The 18,078-nt window shown below is 39.7% G+C and carries 18 protein-coding genes; 5 read left to right on the top strand and 13 right to left on the bottom strand.

Annotated elements, in window-relative coordinates; all coding sequences use genetic code 11:
* Positions 1 to 45 precede the first annotated feature (45 nt).
* Positions 46 to 918 (bottom strand): alpha/beta hydrolase, encoded by an 873-nt coding sequence (locus F4W09_RS04520; protein ID WP_151504159.1) that lies wholly within the window; start codon positions 916 to 918, stop codon positions 46 to 48.
* 192 nt (positions 919 to 1,110) lie between these two features.
* Between F4W09_RS04520 and F4W09_RS17395 the strand changes: the two genes are divergently transcribed.
* Entirely contained in the window at positions 1,111 to 1,236 is a 126-nt protein-coding gene (locus F4W09_RS17395; protein ID WP_016167376.1) for a KGW motif small protein, read from the top strand.
* Between the two features lie 54 nt (positions 1,237 to 1,290).
* Here F4W09_RS17395 and F4W09_RS04515 read toward each other — a convergent pair whose 3' ends face one another.
* The 5 genes from F4W09_RS04515 to F4W09_RS04495 all read right to left on the bottom strand — a co-directional run bounded on the left by F4W09_RS04515 (position 1,291) and on the right by F4W09_RS04495 (position 5,492).
* Positions 1,291 to 1,680 carry a carboxymuconolactone decarboxylase family protein gene (locus tag F4W09_RS04515; RefSeq protein ID WP_016167377.1) on the bottom strand — a complete coding sequence of 130 codons (390 nt, stop codon included), beginning with the start codon at positions 1,678 to 1,680 and terminating at the stop codon, positions 1,291 to 1,293.
* A gap of 84 nt (positions 1,681 to 1,764) precedes the next feature.
* Positions 1,765 to 2,946 carry a thiolase family protein gene (locus F4W09_RS04510; RefSeq protein WP_044739355.1) on the bottom strand — a complete coding sequence of 394 codons (1,182 nt, stop codon included), beginning with the start codon at positions 2,944 to 2,946 and terminating at the stop codon, positions 1,765 to 1,767.
* An 81-nt stretch (positions 2,947 to 3,027) separates the two neighbouring features.
* Positions 3,028 to 3,684, bottom strand: coding sequence for a CoA transferase subunit B (locus F4W09_RS04505; RefSeq protein ID WP_044739356.1), 657 nt, complete (start codon positions 3,682 to 3,684; stop codon positions 3,028 to 3,030).
* A 2-nt stretch (positions 3,685 to 3,686) separates the two neighbouring features.
* The gene (locus F4W09_RS04500; protein WP_016167380.1) at positions 3,687 to 4,388 is read right to left on the bottom strand and encodes a CoA transferase subunit A; all 702 of its coding nucleotides are present in this window, start codon (positions 4,386 to 4,388) and stop codon (positions 3,687 to 3,689) included.
* Between the two features lie 210 nt (positions 4,389 to 4,598).
* Positions 4,599 to 5,492: a LysR family transcriptional regulator gene (locus tag F4W09_RS04495; protein ID WP_026440987.1), complete on the bottom strand. Its 894-nt coding sequence runs from the start codon at positions 5,490 to 5,492 to the stop codon at positions 4,599 to 4,601.
* Between the two features lie 501 nt (positions 5,493 to 5,993).
* Here F4W09_RS04495 and F4W09_RS04490 point away from each other — a divergent pair.
* Both F4W09_RS04490 and F4W09_RS04485 read left to right on the top strand, forming a co-directional pair.
* Complete coding sequence (locus tag F4W09_RS04490) at positions 5,994 to 7,421, top strand: GntP family permease (RefSeq protein ID WP_151504158.1); 1,428 nt, start codon at positions 5,994 to 5,996, stop codon at positions 7,419 to 7,421.
* 58 nt (positions 7,422 to 7,479) lie between these two features.
* Positions 7,480 to 8,265 (top strand): 3-hydroxybutyrate dehydrogenase, encoded by a 786-nt coding sequence (locus F4W09_RS04485; protein ID WP_044739358.1) that lies wholly within the window; start codon positions 7,480 to 7,482, stop codon positions 8,263 to 8,265.
* 139 nt (positions 8,266 to 8,404) lie between these two features.
* Here F4W09_RS04485 and F4W09_RS04480 read toward each other — a convergent pair whose 3' ends face one another.
* Positions 8,405 to 8,692, bottom strand: coding sequence for a hypothetical protein (locus F4W09_RS04480; protein WP_151504157.1), 288 nt, complete (start codon positions 8,690 to 8,692; stop codon positions 8,405 to 8,407).
* Between the two features lie 450 nt (positions 8,693 to 9,142).
* Positions 9,143 to 10,375 (bottom strand): acetamidase/formamidase family protein, encoded by a 1,233-nt coding sequence (locus F4W09_RS04475; RefSeq protein WP_104440902.1) that lies wholly within the window; start codon positions 10,373 to 10,375, stop codon positions 9,143 to 9,145.
* A gap of 363 nt (positions 10,376 to 10,738) precedes the next feature.
* On the opposite strand from F4W09_RS04475, the gene F4W09_RS04470 reads away from it, so the two are divergent.
* Positions 10,739 to 10,996, top strand: a complete 258-nt coding sequence (locus F4W09_RS04470) for a hypothetical protein (RefSeq protein ID WP_044739361.1) — start codon at positions 10,739 to 10,741, stop codon at positions 10,994 to 10,996.
* A gap of 83 nt (positions 10,997 to 11,079) precedes the next feature.
* On the opposite strand, the gene lipA is transcribed toward F4W09_RS04470, so the two are convergent.
* On the bottom strand, positions 11,080 to 12,093 hold the full coding sequence (lipA, locus tag F4W09_RS04465) for a lipoyl synthase (RefSeq protein ID WP_151504156.1): 1,014 nt from the start codon (positions 12,091 to 12,093) through the stop codon (positions 11,080 to 11,082).
* A gap of 195 nt (positions 12,094 to 12,288) precedes the next feature.
* Between lipA and sthA the strand changes: the two genes are divergently transcribed.
* Positions 12,289 to 13,704, top strand: a complete 1,416-nt coding sequence (gene sthA, locus F4W09_RS04460) for a Si-specific NAD(P)(+) transhydrogenase (RefSeq protein WP_016167388.1) — start codon at positions 12,289 to 12,291, stop codon at positions 13,702 to 13,704.
* 74 nt (positions 13,705 to 13,778) lie between these two features.
* Here the strand turns inward: sthA and F4W09_RS04455 are convergent, their stop codons facing one another.
* From F4W09_RS04455 to F4W09_RS04445, 4 genes are all read right to left on the bottom strand, one after another.
* Positions 13,779 to 14,735, bottom strand: coding sequence for a TauD/TfdA dioxygenase family protein (locus F4W09_RS04455; protein ID WP_151504155.1), 957 nt, complete (start codon positions 14,733 to 14,735; stop codon positions 13,779 to 13,781).
* A gap of 107 nt (positions 14,736 to 14,842) precedes the next feature.
* Complete coding sequence (locus F4W09_RS17095) at positions 14,843 to 14,980, bottom strand: hypothetical protein (RefSeq protein ID WP_016167390.1); 138 nt, start codon at positions 14,978 to 14,980, stop codon at positions 14,843 to 14,845.
* Positions 14,973 to 16,187, bottom strand: coding sequence for an MFS transporter (locus F4W09_RS04450; protein WP_151504154.1), 1,215 nt, complete (start codon positions 16,185 to 16,187; stop codon positions 14,973 to 14,975). The genes F4W09_RS17095 and F4W09_RS04450 overlap by 8 nt, the downstream gene beginning before the upstream one ends.
* Positions 16,188 to 16,559: 372 nt before the next feature.
* Positions 16,560 to 17,906, bottom strand: coding sequence for an MFS transporter (locus F4W09_RS04445; RefSeq protein ID WP_151504153.1), 1,347 nt, complete (start codon positions 17,904 to 17,906; stop codon positions 16,560 to 16,562).
* Between the last annotated feature and the right edge of the window lie 172 nt (positions 17,907 to 18,078).

Below are 18,078 nucleotides of genomic sequence, written 5' to 3'. Positions count from 1 at the left end.
ACTCATTAAAAAGCCACCTTCGGGCGGCTTTTTTTTGCTTGAATATTAGTGTTGTAAATACTGCTGCATAAATTTATCAACTTGACGGGTATAGTCATTATTTTGCCCCAAGTTCCGATTAATTTCGGCATGTGACAAGGGCAGAGGTAAATAGGCTGTTGAAGTACCTAAAGCTTTGGCTTGTTGAATAAATGAATGCGCTTGTATACAAGGTTGATCAGGACGAATGATGGAGCAGACCGCCAGAAAAGCAGGCAAGGAATGTTTTAACTGAACTTTGGGTGAAACCAAACGCCAGTTTTCTTTAGAAGACCCAAAAACACGATCATAAAATTGAGCATGTTGATTGGACATGATGGTTTCTATGTCATAGGCAGCACTATCTAAGGCAATCGTTGCTTTCCATGGTTTGGGAAAGTTTGAAATCCATTCTGGGTGAGTAGAGAGTAAGGTGACCAAATGTGCACCTGCAGAATGTCCCATAATCACGATTTTGTGACTATCAGCCTGCCAATTTGAGGCATTCTTTTGCACAAAATTCAGTGCATCGGCAATATCTTGAGTTTGCTGTTGCACTGTGACTTTAGGAACTAAGCGATAATTCACTGAAATCACGATCCAACCTTGTTGATTCCAATAGGTCGCTTTATGCTGTATTAAGCCTTGATGAGACTTATCTCCAATACTCCATGCTCCACCATGTACAATCATTAAAATGGGTGCAAGTTTTTGATTCGGCAGATTAGATTGTGGTAGATAGACATCTAATTTTTGTAATGTATTGGGCCCATAAGCAATATTACGTATTGTATTTTTTGCTCGAAAAATCTCTAGATTTTGAAAAAAGTTAGCATAGCTAGTTTGCATATTAAACAATACGAGCAGACAAAAAGTAACAAGGGAAAGAGGACGTTTCATTATTATCCCAACTCTTTTTTTGTGTTGATATTTTAGCACTGCTATAGATGCAGTTGTACGACTTTAAAATCATCAGGATATAGTTTGAAAAATCTGAATGGTGTAAAGCGCTAAAAAGTTGGTGTAAAATTTGCTTAATAAATAATCGAAATATGTAGTTTATTAAAATGATAATAGTGTTGGAGATAGCAAATGATAAAAACAGCAACATATCCAAATAAGATGGTGCTTAAGCAAAAGGGCTGGAAGTGGTTCGTGGTTGTGGTCAGTCTACAATTGAGCTTAATACTCGGTTATGTCATTGCACAAAATCTGTAATGTCTAAAATAAGACATTAAGAGCCATCAAATCTGGCTCTTAATCGTTGGTAAATTATGAGTTGTTATTTTGGTATTCGGTAATGACTTCTAATGCTGCGCGGAAGGCTTCTTGTGTTGCAGGCGCGCCACAATAGGGCAAGCTGTGTAGTAACACTTCCTGAATTTCTTCAACTGTCGCTCCATTGTTGAGTGCACCACGGACATGTCCTTTCAGTTCGGTGGGACTTTTGAGTGCAGTTAAAAAGGCAAGGGTTATTAGTGAGCGATATTTACGAGGTAACACACCTTCACGTTGCCAAGTCGAGCCCCAAGCATGTTCATTAATCCAATCTTGTAGCGGTTGAGTAAAAGGTACAGTATTGTCTTGAGCACGTTTGACAAAACTTTCACCCATTACTTCGGTGCGTACTTTTAATCCATTTTCATAATCTTGCTGAGACATTTGAGTCACTCTTCTTCATTAAAAAGTGATAAAAGTTTAACCTTTTATCACTTTGATCTGTATGATTTTTTCAAAACTTGACAGTTAATCAACAAGTTCTACGGCAATTGCGGTTGCCTCACCACCACCAATACAGAGTGTAGCTACGCCTTTGGTTTTACCTAAACGCTTTAATGCATAGATTAACGTTAAAATGATGCGTGAGCCTGATGAACCCAATGGGTGACCCAATGCACATGCACCACCGTTTACGTTGACTTTTTCAGGGTCTAGATTGAAAGCATCAATCGCTGCCATGGTCACCATAGCAAAGGCTTCATTGATCTCCCATAAATCTACATCTTCTACAGACCATCCCGCTTTTTTCAGGACTTTTTCAATTGCAGCCACAGGCGCAATGGTAAATTCTGAAGGATGTTGAGAGTTAGTTGCTGTAGCGCGAATATGGGCCAGTGGGGTTAAACTGCGAGCTGCCGCCTGTTCAGCCGACATCACCAACATGGCAGATGCACCATCTGAAATGGAACTTGAATTGGCTGCGGTGATGGTGCCATCTTTGGCAAAGGCAGGACGTAGGTTTGGAATTTTATCAATATTGGCATGAAACGGATTTTCATCTTGTGCCACAACCACGTCACCTTTGCGGCTCGACACGGTAATTGGTGCAATTTCAGCTTGTAAAAAACCATTTTGAATAGCAGCTTGCGCACGAGTTAAAGAACGAATTGCAAATGCGTCTTGTTGCTCGCGAGTGTAGCCTTTTTTATCGGCCATTTTTTGTGCCAGAATACCCATTGAAAGTCCAGTTTCTGCATCTTCTAGACCTTCTTGGAACATATGGTCTTTCACTTCGCCATGACCCATACGGTAACCTGAACGTGCTTTTGGTAGTAAGTAAGGTGCATTACTCATGGATTCCATACCACCTGCCATGACAATTTCAGCATTACCTGCGCAAATAGCATCGGCAGCCTGCATCACAGCTTTCATACCTGAACCGCAAATTTTATTGATAGTGGTTGCACCAACATGATCAGGTATGCCTGCAAGGCGCATTGCTTGGCGAGCTGGAGCTTGTTTTAAGCCCGCAGGTAGAACGCAGCCCATAATAACTTCATCAATATCCCGAGCGGCAACGTTTGCACGGTTTAAAGTCTCTTGAATAACGGCTGCGCCAAGTTCTGGGGCTGAAAGACTTGATAGTGCGCCTTGAAAACTTCCCATTGCAGTTCGGCTACCAGCAACAATGACGATGTCTTTATTCATGTTTATCTCCGTGTATTTATATCTGTTCCGTTCTTGTTAAATCAAAACTAAAGCAGCCGAAGCTGCTTTAACTCATCTGATTTATGCGCTTACCGTTTCTTGAACGTTATCGACAATCAATTGTACGCCAGTAACCGCTTGAATTTGTTCTAAGCTAACATCTTTCGCCAGCTCAATGAGTTTCACACCTTCAGGCGTAATGTCCATTACACCTAAATCACTGATAATACGATTGACTACACCTTGGCCAGTCAGTGGTAGAGCACATTGTTCCACAATCTTGGGACTACCATCTTTGGCACAGTGTTCCATCAGCACAACGACTTTTTGTACACCAGCAACCAAGTCCATCGCACCGCCCATACCTTTAACTTTCTTACCTGGAATCATCCAGTTGGCAAGGTCACCTTGTTCAGAAACTTCCATCGCACCCAAAATGGCAATATTCACGTGACCACCACGGATCATGGCAAAAGATTCTGAACTTGAGAAAAATGCAGCGCCTTTGCGTGCAGTTACGGTTTGTTTACCTGCATTAATCAGGTCGGCATCTACGGTTGCTTCAGTTGGAAATTCACCTATACCCAATAAACCATTTTCAGACTGTAACCAGACATTGATATTCTCTGGAATATAGTTGGCGACCAGCGTTGGTAAACCAATACCAAGATTGACATAAAATCCATCTTCAAGTTCTAGTGCAGCACGTGCAGCCATTTCATTGCGTGTCCAAGCCATGATTAAGCCTCCTGCTTAATGGTTAATTGTTCAATGCGTTTTTCAGGGGTGGCATTCAAGATAATGCGATTGACATAGATGCCGGGCAAATGAATGTCATCAGGATCGAGTTCGCCAATTTCAACCACGTGTTCTACTTCAACTACGGTAAATTTACCTGCCATTGCACATTCTGGATTGAAGTTACGTGCGGTTTTACGGAAGATCAAATTACCCGCTTTATCCGCTTTGTAGGCTTTGACTAATGCAACATCTGCCGTTAATGAGTTTTCGAGAATATAGGGTTTACCGTCAAAATCGCGTTGTTCTTTGCCTTCGGCAATCAGCGTGCCAACACCTGTTTGAGTAAAGAAGGCAGGAATACCTGCACCGCCAGCGCGTAATTTTTCTGCCAGTGTGCCTTGTGGGGTAAGTTCAACTTCGAGTTCACCATTTAAATATTGGCGTTCAAATTCTTTATTTTCACCGACATAAGATGAAATCATTTTTTTAATTTGTTTGGTTTGTAAGAGTTTGCCTAAACCGAAATCATCGACACCTGCATTGTTGGAAATACAAGTAAGTTCGTTAACCCCAGTTTGTTTAAGTGCTTCAATCAGCGCTTCTGGAATACCGCATAAGCCAAAACCACCGACTGCAATCGTTTGTCCATTTTTAACTACATCTTGCAATGCAAGTGTTGCACTTGAATAGAGCTTATTCATATTAACTTCTCTAAATCCCTTAGTTATCTTGAATCCATTATTAGCACTGCTTTGACAGATAATGAAGTTGAAATTTTCAAACAATTAATCAGAAAAACTCAATAATGGGGTGAAAAATAGGCAAAATTTAGCACAGTACATGGGTTGAACACCTTGTAATGAGCTAAGCTGAATAGTTTAGAAATTATTTTTTAATTTTAAGTATTTATTTTATATGTGTTTTTTGTAATTGTATTGCTTAAGTGTTTCAATAAACTGCGCTGTGATGTTGGAAATTTCAAAATTCTTTTTATAAATAATTCCAACAGGTTTAATCAAATCTTGATCTTGTAATTCAATCAGTACATTTTTTTCAGTATCAATAAACTGTTGGAAATGACGTGGAATTACACTTACTCCAATGCCTAATGCAACAAAACTCGATAGAGAGCTGATTTGATGACATTCAACTTTTAAGTCCAATTGAATGTTATTTTTTTTGCAATTTTCTTCAATCAGATAGCGCACAATCGAAGGCTGTTGCAAGGTCACGAAAGGATTGGCACAGAGGTCTTTCCATGTAATTGAAGTTGTATGCGCTAATGGATGTGCTTTGGGTAATAAGGCAAGAAAATCTTCATTGAATAACGGTAAGAATTCAAGCGTATCGATTTGTTGTGGTTCGAAACATATACCGAGTTCAAAAATACCATCGAGCACATTCTCAATAATTTTTTCATTGGTAATGTCATGAATTGAAAAATTAATATTCGGGTGTAAGCCTAAGAAGTTTTGAATTACATTCGGCATGATGGCATGTGTGACAAAAGGCATAGAGGCAATATTGAGTGTTCCGCGCTGTAATTTAAAACGTTGTTTGACATCTTTTTCCATATCTTCCCAATTTGCCAATAGTTTTTTGGCATAAGGAATCAGGGATTTACCCTCGAAAGTTAATTCTACTCGGCGTGTATTGCGCTTAAAAAGTTTTCCACCCAGTTCTTCTTCTAAGGTTTTAATGGTGAGGCTTAATGCAGATTGACTGAGATGAAGTTCATTCGATGCATTGGCATAGTTCAAACTGCGGGCTAGGGCTAAGAAGGCTTTTAGTTGTTTTAAAGTCATAACTAGATGCGTACCATGCGGGCTGAGTGAAATATGAGGTCTGGTTTGATTTTGATCCTTTTTCACATGAAATGCAAAAAAACAATGAAGTTACAGATAATTAAATTTATTTAAATTCTATTTTTTATAATAATTTTAAATATTATTGGGTGTTTAATTTTATTATAATGAAAAGGATTGATGATTTTTTTAAAATAATTAATCATATTTTTAAATATATTAAATTTTGTTTATTTTTATTTTTTAAATTATTGATATTTATGTTTTTATTTTGAATTGGTGATTATTTATCATATTTAAATGTTGTGTTTTGAATTTTTGGTGTTATTTTTTTAAATACTAAAAGTGGTATTAAAAATTTTTCTGCTTGTTGTTTTTATATAGGGTTTAGGATAACTCTTAATAAAATTGAGCATTTTTTCGGTCAAAAAATAAAGGTCTATCACATTGTCTATCGCAATGTGTGCGCCCTTATGTATTCTTTATCAGGGAGAAAAGAATATGTGGGATTTATTTGTCATCCTACTGTCTTTAGGTTTGTTGATGTACACAGCCTATAAGGGATTTTCGGTCATTCTCATGGCACCCCTCTGTGCCTTACTTGCGGTATTTTTAATTGCCCCCAACCATGTTTTACCATTCTATTCAGGCGTATTTATGCCCAAAATGGTGAATTTTATTAAAGACTATTTTTTGGTCTTTTTATTGGGTGCAATTTTCGGCAAAGTTGTGGAAATGTCGGGGATTGCCTCCTCGATTGCAAAAACCATTGTCAGTTTAATTGGGGCTAAACGTGCAATTTTAACGGTTGTATTGTTAGGTGCAATTTTGACTTATAGTGGCGTGAGCTTGTTTGTGGTGGTGTTTGCGGTATATCCATTTGCGAACCAACTGTTCCAAGAAGCGAATATTCCAAAACGTTTAATTCCAGGCACAATTGCACTCGGTGCATTTACCTTTACCATGGATGCCTTGCCAGGCACACCACAAATTCAAAATGTGATTCCAACCACGTTCTTTGGCACCAATATTTATGCGGCGCCCTTTTTAGGGATTATTGGTGCAATTTTTGTGCTATGTATGGGGCTGCTTTATCTACAATGGCGTTGTCGTGCTGCTGAACAAGCAGGTGAGGGTTATGCAGGGTTCGCGAATGAACAAGTACAAGCTACAGATTCGACTACGACAGTAAATCTTTTAGATAGTCAAAATGGTTCTAGAGCACGTCAGGCACTGGCTTTTGTACCGCTTATTTTAGTTGCGGTAATGAACAAGTTTTTATCTACTGCAATTCCAAAATGGTACCCAAATGGCTTCGATTTTAATGCAATTGGTTTGGCCAATTACACTGTAGATGTAGCGAAAACGGGTGCAATCTGGGCGGTCGGCTTGGCATTAATTGTCGGCATAATCAGTGCATTTTTATATGACTATCAGCGTGTAATTATGCAGTTCAAAGAAGGTGTGAATACCAGTATTAGCGGTGCTTTACTTGCGGTCATGAATACCGCTTCGGAATATGGTTTTGGTGCCATTATTGCGGCATTACCAGGCTTTGCTTTGATCAGCCACGGTTTAAGTTCAACTTTTACCAATCCATTGGTGAATGGTGCCGTGACCACAACTGTGCTGGCGGGGATTACAGGTTCGGCATCAGGTGGTATGAGTATTGCCCTGAGTGCGATGGCGGAACAATACAATGCAGCAATTCTCGCGGCAGGTATTCCACCAGAAGTCATGCATCGTGTAGTGTCTATGGCATCAGGGGGGATGGATACCTTACCGCATAATGGCGCAGTAATTACCCTACTTGCGGTGACTGGTTTAACTCACAAGCAATCTTATAAAGATATTTTTGCTGTCACTATTATTAAAACCACTGCGGTATTTGTTGTGATTGCAGCATTTACAATTTTCGGTATTGTCTAAAATTACGTTGAGGACTAGGCCTGTGCAAGTTGCAGGCTAGATGTAAAAGGAGTAAGTCATGAGCTTGCAATTAGAAAATAAAGTTGCATTTATTACGGGTTCGGCCAGTGGCATTGGTTTAGAAATTGCCAAAAAATTTGCACAAGAAGGTGCAAAAGTGGTGATCTCCGACATGAATGCTGAAAAATGTCAGGAAACGGCTGAAGCACTAAAAGCACAGGGTTTTCAGGCACTTTCAGCCCCTTGTGATGTGACGGATGAAGCCGAATATCAGGCAGCAATTGAATTAACGCAAAACACTTTTGGTACTTTGGATATTTTGATTAATAACGCGGGCTTTCAGCATGTCGCGCCAATTGAAGAATTTCCAACAGCAGTGTATCAAAAACTGATTCAAGTGATGCTGACAGGTTCTTTTATTGGAATTAAACATGCCTTTCCAATTATGAAGGCACAGAAATCAGGTCGTATTATTAATATGGCATCGATTAATGGCTTAATTGGATTTGCGGGTAAAGCGGGTTATAACAGTGCCAAACATGGGGTGATTGGGCTAACTAAAGTTGCTGCTTTAGAATGTGCTCGTGATGGTATTACCGTAAATGCACTGTGCCCGGGTTATGTGGATACGCCATTGGTACGTGGACAAATTGCAGATTTAGCTAAAACGCGTAATGTGAGTTTGGACTCTGCACTTGAAGATGTGATTTTAGCGATGGTGCCACAAAAGCGTTTGCTTCGTGTTGAAGAAATTGCTGATTATGCAATTTTCTTGGCCAGTGACAAAGGTGCTGGTATTACGGGGCAGGCTGTAGTCATGGATGGAGGATACACTGCACAATAACAATACTTATAAATTGAGATACGACTCTATCCAGCCATAAAAGAATCGCTATTCTTTAGATGGAGTCGTCGCTTTTTCCTTAACCAGTCGGAAACGACTGGTTCTTTTTTAGAAGGTGAGTGTCTATTTGTTTGGCTCTTTATTTTTCGCTTTTAAAAAAAAGTAAGAGCGTAGAAACGAAAGTCAGTATAAAAATAACCGGCCAAATAATCAGTAAGTCTATACGTATATCTGCTTGTGGCGTTTTGAATTGAACCCAAAATTCCCAACATGCATAAAGTAACCATAAAATTGCGGTAAGCCCTAAATATTTCGCACTACGCCGATGGCTAAAATTACGCACGATTAAATAGCCAATAAAAAATACGCAGGCAATCCCAAAAATGAAAAGAGGTTTTGCGACCAATAAATTTGTCAGAAAATTCATATCAACCTCCTATAAAACCTTCCTAGGCGCAAACTTACAGTACTGGAATGACACTTTAAGCAGGATATATTCAGATCAGAATTGGGTCGAGCATTTAAATGACTTTGAGTTTCAGGGGCAATTAGGCTTTTCGAAACAGATCAATTTGCTCTAGTTCACATGAGATCGAAAGTTGTTACTGGCTTAAATTATCTGGGCATCCTCATCGTTAAGTACGTAAAGAGTTTGAATCCTGTCATTATTGTTATCCTGTAGCTTATATAAATAGTTTATGACTTTGAGTATTTTTTAATCAATGTTTTGCCGTATAAATGTGGTGATGAGATGTAAACAACAGTGAATTTAAACTGGTGTAATGGGTACGAGAACCGCCTCTGTCCATTGTATTGAAACTATTTATTCAATGAAGGCGATTGTGCAATCACCTTCATTTTTCAGTTTAATGATCTGTTATTTGTTAGGGTTTGTTGGCTCAAACTCTTTAAAATCAGCTTTGCGGATTTTGGCATGAATACCTTTAGTGCGGTCAACCACTTGTGAAACTTCAAAATCTGTTGCAGCACTTAAGTAAGCATAAGCAGTCGCTTCATCAATACCATATTCTTGATGTAAAAAACGGATTGCTTCACGGGTAGATTTTTTCATCGCTTCATCTAGATCGGCATCTAAACCAGGAGTAATCCAAAACTCTGCATTTTCGGCTAAAGGTTGTTTAATTTCTTGACCTGGAATCTTGTCCTTACCTGCCTTTAATAAGGTAAATTTGAGGGTTGCACGCGCTGATGCTTCCAATGCTGTCAGTGCGACTTCACCATCACCTTGCGAGAAATGGCTATCGCCTGTGTAAAAAAGTGCACCTTTGACTTGTACTGGATAATAGGCAGTTGCACCCGCACCAAGCTCATTAATATCAATATTTCCACCATACAAGGCTGGTGGTACAGAGTGAACAGGTTCAGAAGTATTTGCAGCTACCCCCATAATGCCCATAAAAGGATAAAGCGGGAAACGAATCGCTTTACCTGATGCAGTTTTTAATACGCCTTCATATTCACCTTGAGCATTCTTTTCAATTGGGGTGAAAATTGAAACATTGCCGAAACGTTCAGGATGTTCAGCAGATGGATTATCTTGTTGAGGTGTCTTTGGAAACTCTCCGACCAATGCTCCTTTTCCATGTCGATTCGAAATTACACCATAGGGTACACGTGGTTCGACCTTAATCACCTCGACTTTTAAAATATCCCCAGGCTCAGCACCTGCAATGGCAACTGGCCCTGTAACAATGTGGGGGCCATCTTTATGGAAGTCATGTGCTAGTTTGGATTGGGTAATTTTTTTGGCTTCATCTAGAATATATTCAGACTTGACCCCTTTAGATTGGAAATATTTGTCTGCATCACGGCCTTGATCTTCAAGTAAACCTTCATGGGAGACCGTATCGAATGTGACAATGCTTCCAGAATTTACCGTCAAAACTGGTTTTGCATCTCGATTAGGTAAATAACCCCAAGTAATGGTATTTAGCGTGGATGGTACATAGTAGTTGCCTTTATATGCACCCTCTTTAAGTAAGGTTGGTTTTTCAGATATTTGTTTAAGAATTTTGAAATCATCGGCATAGGTGAATGCTGAGCTCAATGTCGTTAATACAGCCAATGAAATAAGTTTAATTTTCAACATAAGTTTAACCTTTACTTAATCTATCCCCAATCTATGTATTTGATATATAGCAATCCTTATGCCAATTTTGATTTCTCAATCAATTCAATACTTCTAATAAATTGTGTGAAAATTAAATTAGTTAATTTGACTTATGATGATGCAATTTATTGGAGGGTTATTTACTCATAGGTAAAATATGCTTAGTTTTAGAGAAACTTTTGAATTGGTCATATTTTTATACAATCACCTCATCATCCCAGTTTTTTGAAAATAGATCATGTTAGAAATTTAAAGATAAAAATCCGTACAATTTTTCAACTTTATCTCTATTCTGTTTGCTATGATCAAAAGAAATAATTCATCAATACCAAGAGAACAAGAATGAGCTTTATTACAGCCGAACATGCCAAAATTCTTACGGCAACCGCCAAATTGGATATCAACCTCTATAAAGAGCGCTTAGCAAAATTAATCGAAGAAAGTGCTCAGCAGGGGAATACAGCAGTATTTGCTGTTTTACCTAAGCATTTGCCGCTTAGTGAAATTCGGGAGCTTTCGGCTGAATTGACCCAGTTGGGTTATCAAGTTCGTTTCGAAGTAAATGAGTTCTTTTATAGTTTTAACGTGTACTGGATATAGCGTAATCGCTTTAATTGATGTTTATGACAATAAAAAACCCTTTAAATTATGTATTTAAAGGGTTTTTAAAATCAAAGACTTAATTAAGCTTCAATTGTTTGCACTGTAATTTTCTTTGCTGGGTCAACTTTACGACGCACTGCGGGTACAGGTTCGCCATAGTATTGGCGGTCAGCAAAGTAACTTGATCGAACCATTGGTGCAGACCAGATGTTTCTAAAACCAAGTTTACGACCATGTTCTGCGTAACGCTCGAATTCTTCTGGGCTGACAAAACGGTCAATCGGTGCATGTTCTTTAGAAGGCTGTAAATACTGGCCGATGGTTACATAGTCTACATCATGGGCACGTAAGTCATCTAATAGTGCAATGACTTCTTCTTCAGTTTCACCAATACCGACCATCAAACCACATTTGGTTGGAACATTAGGGCAGTACTCTTTAAACATTTTAAGTAGCGTTAAAGAGTGTTGGTAATCTGAACCTGGACGCATCGCTTTATACAAACGTGGCACAGTTTCGATATTGTGGTTAAACACGTCTGGTGGGCATTCAGTCATAATACGTAAGGCAATATCCATACGACCACGGAAGTCGGGCACCAAAATTTCGAGTAGAGTTTTCGGGCTTAAGTTACGTGCTTCTTTAATACAATCTACAAAGTGCTGTGCACCACCATCCAATAGATCGTCACGGTCTACCGAAGTAATTACGGCATATTTCAAACCTAAATTGGAAATAGTTTCAGCCATATGACGTGGTTCATCTGGGTCAAGCGCATTTGGACGGCCATGAGCAACATCACAGAATGGACAACGACGAGTACAGATGTCACCCATAATCATAAAGGTTGCAGTACCACCGCCAAAACATTCTGGTAAATTTGGGCAGGCAGCTTCTTCACATACAGTATGTAATTTTTGTGCACGTAAAGTTGTTTTAATGCGTTGAACTTCCTCTGGCGCTGTCATCTTGACACGAATCCAGTCTGGCTTACGAGGCACTTCAACCGTAGGTACAACTTTGACAGGAATACGTGAAACTTTTTCTGCACCACGAAGTTTGACACCCTGTTCAGGTTTACGGCTTTCAGACATATTCAACTTTTCCACTGTTTACACGGAGAGATATTTAAACATTATAACGGAATTGCACATTGATAGGGCGAAAACACTATTCATTTTCTAAATGTCGTTATCATTCAATATATGACTATGAAATACAGCAAAGTCAGCTATTTTCAGTCATAATAGAGTGAAAATAGACACAAATTTATAGAAAAGGAGCGTTGAATGGCACGTAAGAAAGAGGTCGTTAGTGGAACTTTCTTGAAATATGATGCGGTCGTTCTAGGTTCGGGCCCAGCTGGTGAAGGCGCGGCAATGAAACTTGCCAAATCTGGTAAGCGCGTTGCAATTATTGATATGCGAGAGCAACTGGGGGGAAACTGTACTCACGTTGGCACAATTCCGAGTAAGGCGTTGCGTCAAACAGTATCGAGCATTATTCGCTATCAACGCGATCCAATGTTCCAAAAAGTGGGGGATTGGAAACAATTCACCATGAAGCAAGTACTGCGCAATGCACATAAAGTCATTCAACAACAGGTAGAAACACATTCGCGTTTTTACGATCGTAACAAGATTGATATTTATCATGGACGTGCTTATATCCAAGATCAAAACACAGTATTGGTCTTTACGCCTGATGGGATTAAAGAAACCATCATGTTCAAGCAGTTGGTAATTGCGACAGGTAGCCGTCCTTATCGTCCTGCGATGCTTGATTTTAATCATCCGCGTGTATTTGATTCAGATAAAATTTTGGATTTGGATTTCTCGATTCAGAAAATCATCATTTATGGTGCAGGTGTAATTGGCTGCGAATATGCGTCAATTTTCATTGGATTGGATCATAAAGTTGATCTGATCAATACCCAAATGAAATTGCTCAGCTATTTAGATGATGAAATTTCAGATGCCTTGTCATATCACTTGCGTGAGCAGGGTGTATTGATTCGTCATAACGAACAGATTGATCATCTTGAAACTTTCGATGATCACGTGGTGATGCATTTGCTCAGTGGTAAGAAAATTAAGGCTGATGCGATTTTATGGTGTAATGGCCGTTCTGGTAATACAGATGGTCTTGGACTAGAGAATGTCGGTATTACGCCAAACAGCCGCGGTCAAATTACTGTAAATGATCAATATCAAACTGAAGTTGAGAATATTTACGCTGCAGGTGATGTAATTGGTTGGCCATCTTTGGCTTCTGCTGCTTATGACCAAGGTCGTTGTGCAGGGGCAAATATGAGTGGTGAAGAAGGTATTGAACCTGTAGTTGATATTCCTACAGGGATTTACACCATTCCAGAAATTTCTTCGATTGGTAAGAATGAACAGCAATTAACGGAAGAAAAAATTCCCTATGAAGTGGGGCAGGCATCTTTCCGTCATTTAGCTCGTGCGCAAATTACAGGCGATACCGTCGGTGAATTGAAGATTTTGTTCCACCGCGATACTTTGGAAATTTTGGGCGTACATTGCTTTGGTAATAACGCTGCGGAAATTATTCACATTGGTCAAGCAGTGATGAACAGTCCAAATAATACGATCAAGTATTTTGTGGAAACGACATTTAACTACCCAACAATGGCTGAAGCCTACCGTGTAGCGACTTTGAATGGTATGAACCGTTTGTTCTAAACATTCAGTGAAGTGAATAAAAGCCCATTTTAATTAATGGGCTTTTTTATGCGCTGAGAAATGATGAATATCGTTTAGAAAGGTCGAGCACCTGCCAAGCTAATACGTTTTAATAGGCGACGTTGTTCTGCGGGAAAGGGTGTTCTCGAATGTAATGTGACTTGATTGTCCCAAAACACGATATCTCCCGTTTCCCAATGATGTTCATAGCGGAATTCTGGTTTTAGAATATGTGCGCGTAGTTCTGCGATGAGTTTACTGCCTTCAATATCATCGACATTGACCAATTCAACTTCTGAACGTGTATTTAACCACAAAGCCTTACGTCCCGTTTCAGGGTGAATGCGTACAAGTGGATGTGGATAGGCATGTCCTAGAATAGGTTGATCTTTAAAGCGGTAGTAAGGTGAGTCTGCATAACCACTTGCCCCTTTATTACTGTGTGCACGGACAAACGGATTATAGGTAATGAGCTGTAACGAGTCGATTTTCTGTTTAAGCTCATCTGAGAGGGCATCATAGGCTTTAATGGTATTGAACCAAGTGGTTTGTCCACCGTTTTGTGGAAGTTCAATGGCATAAAGCAGTGAGCCGAAAGAGGGGAGAGGTGTCCATTGGTGATCGGCATGTGGGCTTAGCTCGCCGTGACCTGTGTAGTCTCCTTGCCCCACTGCATTTGACACAGGTACAACATCAGGTGGGACGCCAGTATCCGATTGGCTGGCAAGTACGGGATTATCTGCGCTTGGGCGGAAAATGGAACCAAAGTAGCTGGCAAAAGCTAGATACTGTAAATCATCTAAACTTTGTTGTTTAAAGATCAAAACTAAATGCTCTGCTAGGGCTTGTTTAAGACGGAAAATGGTTTCGCCTGACTGTGCTTTACGTGCATCTAAGCCTGTCACAACTGCGCCTAAAGCTTGATCTTTCAATGGGGTAATTTGAATTTCATTTGGATGTTGAAGAGCTTTAGCTAAATGCCATTGTGGTGCATCATGAATGGCTTGAGAAAGTTGTGTAAGACTGGTCATTGTTATTACTCTAAATTTCTTGTTGTTTTAAACTAAGAAAAACCCAGCATTTTTTGAAATAAGAATAAATGCTGAGTTTATGAAAACTAGAGCCAGTCTTGAAGAGATTAGTGTGGGCAGAATGCTTGATTAAAGTACTCGAAGAGTTGCGGTGTTTGTAGCCAGAGTGCAATGGCAGCAATAATCAGTCCCAGTACAACCGCGCTAATCGATGTCTTAAGCCAAAACAGAGATGAATTATTCATGTACCACCGCCTTTTCATCGACAAAGAAATGAACCAGTACACCTAAAACACTGAGTGCAATTGAAATCATCCAAACTGCTTGATAATTACCCGTGATGTCATGATTCACGCCACCGAGCCATCCACCAAAAAAAGATCCGACTTGATGGGTAAAAAATACAATACCGCTGAGCATAGACAAATAGCGAATACCGAACATATTGGCGACAATCCCATTGGTTAATGGGACGGTAGATAACCATAATAAACCCATAATGACGCCAAAACTATAGATTGTCCATGTACTTAACGGTAAGGCTAAAAAAGCAATAATGGCGATACCACGGAGTGCATATAAACCCATGAGCAGTTTAGGTTTGGAAAATTTACCCCCTAACCAGCCCGCGCCGTACGTGCCAAAGATATTGAATAACCCGACTAGGGCCAAAAATACCGTGCCCGTGGTCGCATCAAAACCGTGATCAATCAGATAACCAGGCAAGTGAATACCAATAAAGACCACTTGGAAGCCACACACCATAAAACCTAAAGATAAAAACCAGAAAGGTTTATGTGCTTTTGCAATGTTCAAAATTTGTTTAAAACTGAGGGCAGGTGCACTACTTGTGGTTTGGCTATTCGGTGCAACATACATGGGTGCTTTTAGCATCCAAGCAAGTGGAACAATAAAGGCAATTAAAATCGCACTGACAATTAAAGCGGCTGACCAACCAATATTTTGCAATAGCAATAAGGTTGACGGCAGCATAATAAATTGTCCAAAAGAGCCTGCTGCACTGGCAATGCCCATAGCCAAACTGCGTTTTTCAGGTGGGGCTGCACGCCCAACGGCAGAAAGTAACACAGAGAAAGAAGTTGCAGATAAAGCTAAACCTAAAATCAGACCAACACTGACATTTAGCATAAAGCCAGTTGAGCTGACGGACATAAGTAATAAGCCAATCGCGTAGAGAATACCTCCTACTGTGACGACAATTTTACTGCCATATTTGTCGGCAAAAGCTCCCGTAATTGGCTGTACAGCACCCCAAATTAGGTTTTGTAATGCGATTGCTAAACTAAAGACGTTATGCCCCCAACCAAATTCATGGCTCATAGGAACCAAATAGAGTCCAAATGCATGTCGAACACCTAGCGAAAGCGCCAAAATGATAGCGCTGCCAATCAGCATATAAATAAGAGGTTTTGAAAATTGACTTTGGGTCATTGCCGCATTCGTCTTTGAAATATGAGTTTGGCTGTATTGTACGCAATATATCGATTAATTTCGATATTTGATTAAAACATTTGAAAAGTGACGTAATGATTGGGGGATTGGTGCAGCATTATGAATGTGTGAAAACTAATGAAACCATCATTGTTTTTATACTTAGGACACTGCTGGATGAGAAATCGTTCAGCATTTGGTAACGCGGATTTGTCATTTCGCTGGATTTATACATTCAAGAATTAATTTTATATGTATGAGTGATTTTTGGTTCTACGAATCAAGTGAATGTTTTACATAAGAAACAGTAGGTTATTTTGATCAGGTACAGAGACTGAATACACCCTCATCTGTACCTGAGGATTTAAAGTTTTACGCTAAACTATTTCGTTCTAATACAGCTTGATCAAAAAGTTGTTTTTCTTTGGTTTTATGTTCAACTGAAAAGCGAATTAAAATGACACTAAAGGCTGCAACTGTGACTAAACCGCCAAGGATGAATAGACAAGTTTGTACATCTAATACGCCTTTCAATAAAAAGCCAGCGGCTACTGCACCCACATTACCCCCAGCACCAATAATCCCTGCAACACCTCCTAAAGCATCACGGTCAATAAAAGGCACCAAGGCATAAGTAGCCCCACATGCCATATGGGTAAAGAGTGCAAATACGGTCATGCTGATAATGGCGAGTGTGACGGTATTCATTTGAGAGAATACGATTAAGAATAAACCTTCAAGTAAGACTAGCGTGAATAACACTTTGGTGCGTCCATCTAAGCCTTTTGCGATTGCAATTTTATCTGAAACAATGCCACCCAAAGCACGAGCAAAAAGTGCCAATAGCCCAAAGATACCCGCAGTTGAACCTGCCTCTTTAAGGCCCATATTGAAGTGATCTACATAATACATTGCAGCAACATTATGAATGAAAATTTCAATACCAAAACATGCAGCATAAGACACGAACAGAATCCAAACGCGATAATTGCGTGCAGCTTGCAGCAAAATTGCTGTACCGCCTTTTTTGTCGCTTCCTACTTCAATGCCTTCTTTACGAAGTTCTTTAAAATTCCCTTGAGGGCAATCTTGAGTGAGCTTCCAATATAAGATGCCCACAATCACCATCATGATGCCCGGTACAAGCAGAGCAATGCGCCATCCCATGCTTTGTTCTACACCAAACATTACAATTGCCCCAAGAAGAAGTGGCATGAGGGCTTGTGTTGCACCGCCGCCTGCATTACCCCAACCCGCCGCTGCGGCGTTTGCTGTACCCACCACATTCGGTGCAAACATAATACTGGTATGATATTGGGTAATGACAAAACTCGCGCCAATGGCACCAATCAGTAAACGGAAAAATAAAAAAGATTCGTAGGTATTGGCGGCTGCAACGCCAAATACAGGAATACTGCCGAGTAATAAAAGGGCCGTATAGGTCTTTCTGGGACCATATTTATCACACAACGGACCGACAATCAGACGAATTAAAATAGTAATCGCAACGGCTGCAATATTAATGTTGGCAATTTGATCTTTGGTTAAATTAAATTCGCCTTTAATTACAGGCATGAGCGGTGCGCAAGCAAACCATGCGAAGAAGCAAACAAAGAATGCGAGCCAAGTCATATGGAACGCACGCATGGCGGGTGTAGAAAAATTAAAAAGTTTAATTTGTGTCGCTTTTTTTTCATCGCTATTTATTGCTGAAGACATAACCATCCCCTGAACTGAGCGTAATTTTGTTTACAAGCTTTTTAAGTTGCTTGTAATCCGATCAGAACGGACATCGTTGGCCGTCTACATACTGTGTGAATCGACGTTGATTCATCTTATAGATTAAAATGCAAGCAATATGCCAAAAGTACGATTTTGCATTGATTTAACA

Source organism: Acinetobacter tandoii, from assembly GCF_008867985.1.
GTDB lineage: Bacteria > Pseudomonadota > Gammaproteobacteria > Pseudomonadales > Moraxellaceae > Acinetobacter > Acinetobacter tandoii.
The sequence above is the reverse complement of the archived record's forward strand: the minus strand, read 5'-3'. Positions and strand labels throughout refer to the sequence as shown.

Bases quoted from the DNA above. Each gene is read 5' to 3' on its own strand.
- sthA (WP_016167388.1), top strand. From the start codon at position 12,289: ATGGCACGTAAGAAAGAGGTCGTTAGTGGAACTTTCTTGAAATATGAT.
- F4W09_RS04490 (WP_151504158.1), top strand. From the start codon at position 5,994: ATGTGGGATTTATTTGTCATCCTACTGTCTTTAGGTTTGTTGATGTAC.
- F4W09_RS17395 (WP_016167376.1), top strand. From the start codon at position 1,111: ATGATAAAAACAGCAACATATCCAAATAAGATGGTGCTTAAGCAAAAG.
- F4W09_RS04455 (WP_151504155.1), bottom strand. From the start codon at position 14,735: ATGACCAGTCTTACACAACTTTCTCAAGCCATTCATGATGCACCACAA.
- F4W09_RS04475 (WP_104440902.1), bottom strand. From the start codon at position 10,375: ATGTTGAAAATTAAACTTATTTCATTGGCTGTATTAACGACATTGAGC.
- F4W09_RS04480 (WP_151504157.1), bottom strand. From the start codon at position 8,692: ATGAATTTTCTGACAAATTTATTGGTCGCAAAACCTCTTTTCATTTTT.
- F4W09_RS04520 (WP_151504159.1), bottom strand. From the start codon at position 918: ATGAAACGTCCTCTTTCCCTTGTTACTTTTTGTCTGCTCGTATTGTTT.
- F4W09_RS04515 (WP_016167377.1), bottom strand. From the start codon at position 1,680: ATGTCTCAGCAAGATTATGAAAATGGATTAAAAGTACGCACCGAAGTA.
- F4W09_RS04445 (WP_151504153.1), bottom strand. From the start codon at position 17,906: ATGTCTTCAGCAATAAATAGCGATGAAAAAAAAGCGACACAAATTAAA.
- F4W09_RS04485 (WP_044739358.1), top strand. From the start codon at position 7,480: ATGAGCTTGCAATTAGAAAATAAAGTTGCATTTATTACGGGTTCGGCC.
- F4W09_RS04495 (WP_026440987.1), bottom strand. From the start codon at position 5,492: ATGACTTTAAAACAACTAAAAGCCTTCTTAGCCCTAGCCCGCAGTTTG.
- F4W09_RS04470 (WP_044739361.1), top strand. From the start codon at position 10,739: ATGAGCTTTATTACAGCCGAACATGCCAAAATTCTTACGGCAACCGCC.
- lipA (WP_151504156.1), bottom strand. From the start codon at position 12,093: ATGTCTGAAAGCCGTAAACCTGAACAGGGTGTCAAACTTCGTGGTGCA.
- F4W09_RS04450 (WP_151504154.1), bottom strand. From the start codon at position 16,187: ATGACCCAAAGTCAATTTTCAAAACCTCTTATTTATATGCTGATTGGC.
- F4W09_RS04510 (WP_044739355.1), bottom strand. From the start codon at position 2,946: ATGAATAAAGACATCGTCATTGTTGCTGGTAGCCGAACTGCAATGGGA.
- F4W09_RS17095 (WP_016167390.1), bottom strand. From the start codon at position 14,980: ATGAATAATTCATCTCTGTTTTGGCTTAAGACATCGATTAGCGCGGTT.
- F4W09_RS04505 (WP_044739356.1), bottom strand. From the start codon at position 3,684: ATGGCTTGGACACGCAATGAAATGGCTGCACGTGCTGCACTAGAACTT.
- F4W09_RS04500 (WP_016167380.1), bottom strand. From the start codon at position 4,388: ATGAATAAGCTCTATTCAAGTGCAACACTTGCATTGCAAGATGTAGTT.